This window comes from Bartonella sp. OC16QHHD (assembly GCF_042194035.1).
Lineage (GTDB): Bacteria > Pseudomonadota > Alphaproteobacteria > Rhizobiales > Rhizobiaceae > Bartonella.
Genome location: NZ_JBHIMJ010000059.1, coordinates 35,175 through 44,996, shown reverse-complemented (window position 1 = coordinate 44,996; position 9,822 = coordinate 35,175). Strand labels below are relative to the sequence as shown.

The following is a 9,822-nucleotide window of genomic DNA, read 5'->3' as shown; positions in this document are numbered from 1 at the left end:
TTTGTTTACTTTTTCATGTGCTGCTTCTGGATTGGCTGTTAAATACTCCTTAAGACGTCTTCTGCCTTGCACGTGTTTGTATAAACGAGCTGGAAGATATGGATCTAATTTTTCAGCAGGTAAAGGCGTGTCTGGTTCACATAACACACCCTTAATATTATCTTTGTGTAGTCTTTCTAATTTTTGAGCTTCGAGATAAAGCTTTTTGGCAAGGCTTAAGCTGAACATCCCACATTCAGAGGAGCTTCGTTGAATATCCATTTCTACCATGGCAAAATGAATATTCGGAAATTGGTGATGTTCAATGGATTGTCGCGTCCTTAATGCAAGTAATGCGGGAAGCGTGTCACGCAGTAAGGTCGGTTCAAAAAAGACCAAAGATGTTTTATTATCAATGGTTTGATGATCGACAACCGCAAAATGAATTCCCCTATCTTGTGCGTTAACAATAAATCTGGAAGATGTTATACCGCGCTCGAAAGTGTCTTTGAGTGCAAGGGCAAAGCCGTCAGGGGGGCTTGTAAGTTTGAGATTCATCTCTGGATATTTACGATTTGCTTGATCGACCAAGGCTGGCATCATGTAAAGATCTAAAATATCATAATAATTTTTGATCCAACTGCCATCGGCATTATGCTGTTCTAAACCAGCAACAATATCTTTTAACTCGGCACGGTTGAAAGGGGTGTTTTTTATTTTTTCAATGTTAAGCCGTTCTAAATGTGCAGTAAGAGTGTCTAATGATGCATTTGCATGCGCTCCTTCAGGTGCGCTTGCTCCTTCTGGTGTTTGTGAGGAATGAGGTGGGGGAGAATCTTGTGGCTTCATAATCTTAGCCTCTATGTTGATGATCGATAGGTGATATTATCTTCTTCAATTCTGGCTAAACAATGTTTTGAAAAACAAGCCTTTGCATCTTGAAAGGTGAGGCGATGAGAGCATAATGATGCCGTTTTCATATTTTTATGCGTGTATTGCTCATCATTGCTGTGATGTATGATATTGGTATTTTATGGGGGATTATTAGGGCGTTCTATTGGGAGCCCGTGAATACGGCTTGTTTTGAAAATCTCAAAATTATAGAGTTGTTGGTGATGCAAATTGGGTGATGCAAAAGAAAACAGTCAGAAAAAGACGAAAGATACCTTCAAACCGTAAAGTTTTAAACATTGTCGCAAGACACACTGTTTTATAACAGTCTATAATAATGCGAAAATTTTATGATGAAATCTGGACGCAGAAAACCCCTTACCGCATCTACCATTAAATACGATTTTTCATATTCTGTCAACCGCAAAACGATAATTTTTCCTCCTTTATCGCGGGAAAAATCTACAGAAAAAAGCTCATTCATTGGCTATGCAGCAAAATATCTTGTTTTAATGGAAAAGTTTTTGATGTGGCAAAAAACATTTTCTCCTTTGAGAAAGGAGGGGACAAGATGAAGGGAGAATTGTGGTTTTGAAATCCGTGGTATTTTATTGATGAAATTGGGAAGGCGGTGGCTGGATGGTGTTTGCGGGGCAAAGCTTTAGGTGTTGGCGATTTGTGCGGGTGAATTGGGGCTATGCTGGCTGTCGTATTAGTGGTGATGTGATGGGGGGAGGGTTATCGGTGCAGTTGTTGATGAGGGAGGAGATTGTTGGTAGGGGCTTTTTCTTTCGTTTAAGGGATGATGCTTTTAATTGTGTCAAAAATCAACGGGTTGTTTTAATGATAAGCTATTTATTTATAGTGGATATTTTATCGTTATTTATCTTGAATGAGAAACCCAGATTATGCTGAAATAAAAGCCATAGCTCTTGTCCGTCATAAGATCAGAAGAGCCATATAGAATTGTACAAGAAAAGACGTAAAATGACGATAATGAATTATCTGAAGAGCTAAGGATGTCGCGATATTGGGGGAAGCGTATGATGAGGGTGGTTTGTTACAATGGGGGGTAGAGGGGAGAATGTTGCTGTTTTAAAGAGGGGGCAATATTTATTCTGCCCATGCCGTGAATATGCCGTGAAATATTGTCCTTTGAGGCATGGATAAGTGAGGCATGGGTAGATATAAGGTTAAGTCTCTTTGACAGTTGAAGTATTTTTTTAAAGGGCGTGGTGGATATTTTTAAGCTTGTTTGTTGTGCGCTTTAAGCTTGTTAACCCATGAAATTTTATGAAAGGGCATGCTCAGTGGATCTCAAGTGTCACTTGCCAAAGGGGGGCTTTACAAAGGCGCTGGTTATAAAGAGGCATGTTATAAAGGAGGGGGAGAATCTTTATCCTGTGAGGGGGAGGAAATGATGGGTGTTTTAGCCAAGGCTCTTTTGGGTAGAACTGTCAAAATGTTTATAAAGGGCATCAAGAATAATACGCAACGAACCAACAAGATTAGGCAGCGGTTGATCTTCTAAAACAAGATAGTGTAATGCCGCATGAAAGTTGTGTTGACGATGTAGATATTGTGCTTCTTTAATCGCTTCTTGCATATCTTCATAGTGTTCCGTTGCTCTTTGGACCCATTGCTTTTTTGCTTTCTCATCTGATGCGCTGTGCGTAAAACCATCATAATAACCGTTTGGTAAACCTTTTGCACATAAATAGTCGTTTCTAATTTGCAAGTATTGTTGCGCCGTGTCATATTGCTCTTTACTGATGCCTGATGAAGCCTCTTTATAGCCAAGCAAACAAAGACGCCCAATATAGGTTCCGACAAGCGGATTTTTCGCTTCTTCGAAGCTTAAACCAAAGTGTTTTGCACGCATTTCAATCGCAGATTGAAGCGCAGATTCGCTGGAATTTTGGGCACGTGAAATACAGCTATTGGGCTCTCGCTTTCCTGTTATTTTCGATCTACTGCGTTTTTTACGTATTTTCATGAACTTAACCATTTGAATGAAAAAGAAACTGTCTGTTGATGGGGGACAGTGATGTAAAAAGCACTTGGCGCAAATATTGGGGGGGAGCAAATACTTAAGAGGGGGAAAATACTTAAAAGGAGGAAAATACTGGGGGAGTGAGCAAATACTGGGAAATATTAGCCGTTGCAGATCAAAAAACAAACGATACTAAAGGCGTTTTAAATGCAAAGAAAAGCAACGGTGTGGGGTGAAAAAATCATCTTTAAAGTGTTTCTTACCTTTTTTATCTTATCCCTATCAGTCTTATTTTCCGCCCCTATCATGCTTATTTTTTATTGATAGCGGGTTATTTGCTTTCTAAAGATTTCTTAACCTTTCTGGAACAGTTGAAAAGAAACTTTTGTCACATGTGAATAAATAAACAAGAATGATGTTTTATGGGTATGTCGTTATCTTTCTAATAGGAAGTCTTTTCTGGTAGGATTATTTGCTTTCTTTCTCATGAGCGCTTCGTGGAAACTTTTCAGTTTTACCTTTGAAAAGTCATTGTTTTTATTATCCGTGGATTTTTATCATCCGTTGAGCTTTGCTATTGGGAGGTATATTGGGGTTTTCTTATTGGGCGCTGTACCAAGATGTCTGATGTAGATTAAGCTGCAAAATATATCTTTATCCTTTATAGAGGATTTTATCTTTTTTTGAACGACACAGAGCTTAAAAAAACAAACTTTTCAATGTGCTTATAATAGCATAAGATCCTTATATTTTCAAATAAAATATGGTTCATTAGTTCAAAATAACAAAATAAACTGTGGAGGGTCAAGCAATTTAGGATCATCTTTTATGGAGGATATTTTTGTTTTTGCTGTTTTAATGGATTTCATAAAAAAGGGAGGTGGTCACTTAAATGGTTAAATGACGGGATACAATATCCAAAGAAGCTTTATAAGCGGCAGGTAGCTTGATAAAAGAGGCGTTTATTAAGAGATGCTTTTATAAAGGTGGGGGCTATGAGGTGTAAGACATTTCTTTTTTAATTTTAAAATAGGGGCTTTTTGAATCAAGAAATTTTAAAATGAGAATTGAAAAATTTCAAAGCTGCTGTGGGCGCATTTTAGATAATCGGTTGTTTGGTCTGTTGGGCGTGCTTATTGCTTCACGCTTTTGTTTATCGTGTTCTTGTTTCTCACATTCTGGGGGCACATCTCTTACGTCATACACAACGCCTCAAACGGAATATACTTATTGCGGCATATTCACGCGCTTGTTTTTAAGAGACATCTCTTACATGTGCTCGAGCCCATTTCACGACGCTGGCTCAAGAAGGGTATCATGGTAAAGCTTTCATGATAATATAACTTTATTAAGGATCATCATTTTTAGGATTCATAAAAGCGTAAGCTGGTATCATCGCATATTTTGCCAATTCCCAATATGTATTACAAGCTCTTGGCACTTGAGACGGTTTGTAAGAGGCATTTTCATTATACAATTTCACTGCGCATGGCTCTCCCACTTTTTACGTACAAGCAAATAATTTTGATTAATTCAACAGGGGATAGATTTGAAATGAGAGAATCTTACAGCATTTGGGATGTGTTGATTATCAAGATACAAAGTGCTTGTGAAAATGTTTTTTATCTTGTTATGCCATAAAATACTGTCATTTTGGGCAGGGATAGGAAAGCTTATGAGGCATTACAATGTTTGACGCATTAAGTGTTAAAAATTAGGTGCCAATGTTAAGGAAGGACTTTTGTTAAGGGAGAAGTTGTTCGTAGAGCGCTTTATGCAAGTGGAACCCATAAGTGCTCAGCAGGCGGAGTGCACTTAAGAGCAATGGGATTGTTGACAAACTGAGGTGGGTTTTAAAATCTTCATTCTTTGAGATGAGCAAGGAATATCATCATCCTTTGCTTTATATATACTCGGCTTCATTTAAGCGGTGAAAACACTGTCGTTTATGGTGGGTATGTCAGTTTCCCACATGGGATGTTTTTTAGATTAGATATTTGTTGGATTTTTTGTAAAACGGTGTCTTTTAGGGTTTATGTGATCGATAAAGAGAGGAAAAGGGGTGTTTGGGCTTGTAAGCGCGTCATGTATGCGCGTATAGGGCCTAAGTGAATAAAATATTTAGAGGGGATTATAGTGCTTGCTTTACTCTGAGAAGGGTGCTAAGCGAATTTACCGCGCTGGTGGCGTGCTATCAAATATTGAAGAGTGGGAATTTTAGAAGTGGGGGAGTATCCGTATGATCGAAGATAAATCACAACACCAATCTGCCCATAAGGGAGATAAGGCTTTTGTATCGCAGCCAGTGTTGGATCAATCGGCAACTTTCAAAAAATGGATGATGCTTTCAACAGGCGATTATATCATCATTTGTTGTTTGGCTATCCTCTTGTTTGTGCTTTTTTCCGCGTCTGCCTATATGAATCCTTTGGAGTTTTTTCACATTATGTCCAAAGAACAGCTCCAAGCACTGGGAAAAATGAAACAAGAAGATTTTCAAGAAATGAGTCAGAGTTTTATACAGATTCCTGCGATCGAATTTCTTCGTAACTTCGGGTGGAATGGTGTTTGGGCTTTTTTATGTCTCTTACCGCAAATAATTTTTGGCGTCCTTTTCGTGTTGTTTCCGCTCTTTTCTATTTTTAACGCCATTTCTAAACGGGATGCGAAGGAAATGATGAAGCTGTGGGAAACATTGCCAGAGCAGCAACAGCTAGACAACCAATCTCTCAACAAAATATGATAGGGGGGAAAAGTGATCACTTCTATAATGCCTCTTTTAATAACTACATTATTGATCTCCTTAGGGATAGTTATCGTTATTTATTCTGCGTGGAGCATGATACTCTTTTCTACCGTGAAGATCATCTTGTCCATTTATTATTCTTTGATAAAACGGGCAGTACTGTTATGTAAGATGCGAAGGAAATTAAAAAAGGGTACAGCGCAGAATTTGAGGCATAATCAGGCAGAGGGTAGAGGACAGAATACAGTTCTTGCAACACAGTTCAGTGCCTTTTCTTTTCAAGAATCTTTGCTTCTCTCAAAAAAGGACTATAAAATAATCTCTTGGATGGCTTTCATTACAGTTGCGCTTTTTATATGGGCTACGCTTTTTTTGTCCTTTATTGCACGATATGCGACTGTTTCACACAATGATCCGTTGTTTTTTTTGTTATTGATTATTGCGCTGCCGTTTTTGTTTATTTTGGTCTGTAGTGCTATCACTTTGCCTGTTATTTTAATTCTCCATAGTTTCCTTCATTATGGCGTGAAAAAAACAGCAAAGAGATTAGAAACATTTGTTTGAGAAGAGAATGAAAATGATAATTTCACATCAATGTGATAGGGGAAAAAAGTGAGCATTATAATACTACAACATTTGGCTTTTTTAGGGGGCATCATTATTGCCATTTTAATGTTTATGGTTATGATCAGGCTTCCTTACCTGTTGATCAAGCATATGAAGTTGTCTTTTAAACTCGCTCAAGACGTGAAAAAGAGTACGACGCAACAAAAGCAAGCCATACAACAGTTGCGCAACGATCTGGGAGAAATGAAAAGACACAATCTCGCGCATAAGACACTTGATGCGAAAATACGCTTTCTTAACTTTAAAGAATCTCTGCCTCTTTATTCAAAAGAATGTAAAATAATTCTTTTTATTTTTATCCTCTTTACCGTTTTGCAATTTGCTTTCTCTATCGTACATTTGGTATGGTGGAAGGATAGTATGGTCAGTTTTATAGTACCGCGGTTTTCAATAGGTCGCATTATTTATGGCCTTCTATGGTTAGGGGTTCTTCTCTTTTCTCCGATCATTGGGATCATGTGTATAAAATTAACGAGAAAATTGAACAAAATACTTCCACAATTGGAAGAAGCGATACAACAACGTGATCAGGCAATCCGTATGCAGAATGTGGTAGGGGGACAAAATGACGAGTAGTCTTATAACATTAATAGCCATTTCTTTCCTGTTCTTTACGCTCTTAGGTGTTTTAATATGGGTGCCAATCGTTGTCATTTATTACCTGTTTATCAAGCGTGCGAGGCTTTATTGTCGCGTGAAAAAGGAACTGAAATGCGTGCTTAATGAACGCGATATCGCCTTAAAACAGAACTCCCCAAAATAAAAAGCAGCAGAATGTTTGATAAAAAGCAGCTTTCTCTTGTTTGGCAAGACTATAAAAAAATATTCTATCTTTCTACGGTCATGGCGACTGCTCCAATAGTTATAACTGTTGTCGTTAAGATATGGAGAGGGCAGGACTTTGTTTCTCTTGTCGTATTCGAGCCACTGGCATGGATGCTTGCCTGTACTTTTTTATTCTTACCGATTGTTTTTATTATGCGTTTTATCGTGACCCGTCAGTTGAACAAAATGATACGGCAATTAGAAGAAGAGGTTGAGCAGAAAGGAGCTCCCGTCATATTATATGATGTGAGTGAGGGGAAAATGAGCGAGGGGAAAAAGTGAAGAGAGGCTTTCGTTGAGCCTTGCTTTTGACTTGTTCATTAAGGAGCATGGGGGACACTTCTCGTTTTATGCCTTTTTATATTTGTGTCGTGTTTTTGAGAAAAATTGAGGCTCTTGCTTGAGTGCTGGGGGGAAAATGAAGAGGGGCTGCTCTTGGACTTTACTTGCTGTTTCTGTTCTCTTAAAGAGAGAAAATCTTGTAATTTATTTTCTTTTTATCAAGCATAAAAATGTGTTTTACCAAGCGATATTGAGAGCGAAAAATCTATACTTAAAGCAAAAGATATTCTGGTGTTTGGGGAAGAAAAGCCCATTTTTTGCAGGTGGAGAGGCAAGACGCATCGAGAAGGTGAGCCAAAAGCACACGTTTTGCTCCATAGAAAGTGTAACAGTGCTTTTAAAGAGCTTGGGGTGGAGGGAGAAAATTGAAAGAAAAGAGGGACATCTATTTATTTACGAGACCGTGAAGGACAGTTTCTCTCTCTGGATGAAAAAGGTTTTGTGCAATTTGGTTATGGAATTGTGAGAGGCGCTGGTATCCATGCGGCGGCTTGCCAAATAATTAATCCTTATCATTTTAGGGCTTTGCCAGATTGACAACGAAGCTTTGAGGCAAAGGGGTAGATTTTAAGGCAAAGGGATTGGAATTTTTTTGAGGAAGAGGTAAGCGTAAGGCATTTATGCTGTGTACTTGAGGAAGTTTTCGATGAGGGCAATGAATGAGGTTGATCTTGTCCGCGTGCTTGGCTTTCAATAGAACACCCTTCCTTGGGAAAAGGAAATTGTTCTATCTCTCAAGTGGACTCTTCTTTGCTACACTACCTTGGGGCTTTGGTATTGAGGGCTGATGTTAACATTTGGCAGCTTTCTCATAAAAACTTTATGGAAGATGAAAGTTTGGGCTTTGAAAAAAAATATCGAAAAAATCTATTTGGGCCGGTTTTGCTAGATGATTCAAATCGTCATAAAGACAAAGCAACTTCGTTACGATTTTCTTGCACTCGTTTGCTTCTTCTTTGGAAAGCAGCTTATCTTCCTGAAAATAAAAAGAGCACTTAGAATTTTAGAACCATAGACCCAAATTTGTGCAATAGAAGAAGATATTTTTATGAAAATTTGATCGAGGAGAAAAGAGAAGCCTTAAGACAATAGGGGGTACACTGTGAGTGATGAAAACATGATGTTTGAAGGTGATGGAAAAAAATGCACCGCTGATATTGTCTTTATAAAAAATGAGGGATACAAGCGCGTGATATTGATTGAACCCTCATCCATTGTGAGGACGAAAGCTTCAGTTCATGAAAATGGCTTAGAAATTGAAACAAATGAGGGGTAAAAATGAGGGGCAATGGAAAAAATGCACCATTGGATGAAGAACCACGGTCTTTTTCGCTGGAAGAAACGTTTCTGACAAGCAAAAATTATAAAGTCATCTTTTGTATTGCTTTCATTGTGTCAGCTTTAAGAACGGCTCTTCTCTTCTTACTCATGTGGCTTGAGTGGAAGTTGGCGGGGTGGGAAGGGGATGTCATAACAGTTCTCTTTTGCATCGTGCAGGTTATATTAGATTTAATTTTTGTATTCATTCCTGTTGCCTTTGTGGTCCGTATCATCTTTACGCGTTTGTTGAAAAAAAAGCTCGATAAATTGGATCAAGTAATTTGGCAGCGAAGAAAAAACAATTATCAACAAAACCGCGCGTGAAGGGCGGGCAGAAAATGAATACAGGTCTTTATATATTCTCATGTGTTGTAGGAGCACTTCTCTTCGTGCAATGTTTGAAGGTGATGGAAAAAATGCACCGCTGATATTGTCTTTATAAAAGATGAGGGATGCGCTTGATATTGATTGAACCCTCATCCATTGTGAGGACGAAAGCTTCGGTTCATGAAAATGGCTTAGAAATTGAGACAAATGAGGGGTAAAAAATGAGGGGCAATGGAAAAAATGCATCATTGGATGAAGAACCACGGTCTTTTTCGCTGGAAGAAGCGTTTCTGACAAGCAAAAATTATAAAGTCATCTTTTGTATTGCTTTCATTGTGTCAGCTTTTATAATGGCATTCTTTATGTTTTTTAAGTGGGATTTGACAGGGTGGTGGAATTATATCCTGTTCATTTTAACATTAATATTGGTTTTTATATCAGCGCTTCTTTTTGTACTCATTCCTGTTGCCTTTGTGGTTCGTATCATTTTTACACGTTTGTTGAAAAAAAAGATCGAGCAGTTGGATCAAGCACTCTGGAAGCGAAGAAAAACGGCTTACCAACAAAACAGCGTGTGAAGGGCGGGCAGAAAATGAATACTGGTCTTTATATATTCTCATGCATTGTAGGAGAGTTTCTATTCGTACGATGTTTGAAGGTGATGGAAAAAATGCACCCTTGATATTGTCTTTATAAAAGATGAGGGATACAAGCGCTTGATATTGATTGAATCCTCATTCATTGTGAGGACGAAAGCTTCGGTTCATGAAAA

Annotated in this window: 9 protein-coding genes; 7 read left to right on the top strand and 2 right to left on the bottom strand. The window is 38.2% G+C overall.

Annotated elements, in window-relative coordinates:
* Nucleotides 1-828: YopJ/AvrA family T3SS effector serine/threonine acetyltransferase (locus ACFIK1_RS06330; RefSeq protein ID WP_375662357.1), on the bottom strand; the 828-nt coding region annotated here is incomplete at its 3' end.
* Nucleotides 829-2,299: 1,471 nt separating this feature from the next.
* Nucleotides 2,300-2,866 (bottom strand): hypothetical protein, encoded by a 567-nt coding sequence (locus ACFIK1_RS06325; RefSeq protein ID WP_375662356.1) that lies wholly within the window; start codon nucleotides 2,864-2,866, stop codon nucleotides 2,300-2,302.
* 2,236 nt (nucleotides 2,867-5,102) lie between these two features.
* Between ACFIK1_RS06325 and ACFIK1_RS06320 the strand changes: the two genes are divergently transcribed.
* The 7 genes from ACFIK1_RS06320 (at nucleotide 5,103) to ACFIK1_RS06290 (ending at nucleotide 9,628) form a co-directional block, all read left to right on the top strand.
* Nucleotides 5,103-5,606, top strand: a complete 504-nt coding sequence (locus ACFIK1_RS06320) for a hypothetical protein (protein ID WP_375662355.1) — start codon at nucleotides 5,103-5,105, stop codon at nucleotides 5,604-5,606.
* 210 nt (nucleotides 5,607-5,816) lie between these two features.
* Nucleotides 5,817-6,173, top strand: a complete 357-nt coding sequence (locus ACFIK1_RS06315) for a hypothetical protein (RefSeq protein ID WP_375662354.1) — start codon at nucleotides 5,817-5,819, stop codon at nucleotides 6,171-6,173.
* Between the two features lie 48 nt (nucleotides 6,174-6,221).
* Nucleotides 6,222-6,812, top strand: coding sequence for a hypothetical protein (locus tag ACFIK1_RS06310; protein WP_375662353.1), 591 nt, complete (start codon nucleotides 6,222-6,224; stop codon nucleotides 6,810-6,812).
* A gap of 198 nt (nucleotides 6,813-7,010) precedes the next feature.
* Nucleotides 7,011-7,343, top strand: coding sequence for a hypothetical protein (locus ACFIK1_RS06305; RefSeq protein WP_375636894.1), 333 nt, complete (start codon nucleotides 7,011-7,013; stop codon nucleotides 7,341-7,343).
* Between the two features lie 1,162 nt (nucleotides 7,344-8,505).
* Entirely contained in the window at nucleotides 8,506-8,679 is a 174-nt protein-coding gene (locus ACFIK1_RS06300; RefSeq protein ID WP_375636896.1) for a hypothetical protein, read from the top strand.
* A 2-nt stretch (nucleotides 8,680-8,681) separates the two neighbouring features.
* The gene (locus ACFIK1_RS06295) at nucleotides 8,682-9,047 is read left to right on the top strand and encodes a hypothetical protein (protein ID WP_375636897.1); all 366 of its coding nucleotides are present in this window, start codon (nucleotides 8,682-8,684) and stop codon (nucleotides 9,045-9,047) included.
* Nucleotides 9,048-9,271: 224 nt separating this feature from the next.
* Nucleotides 9,272-9,628 (top strand): hypothetical protein, encoded by a 357-nt coding sequence (locus ACFIK1_RS06290; protein ID WP_375633362.1) that lies wholly within the window; start codon nucleotides 9,272-9,274, stop codon nucleotides 9,626-9,628.
* Nucleotides 9,629-9,822: the final 194 nt, after the last annotated feature.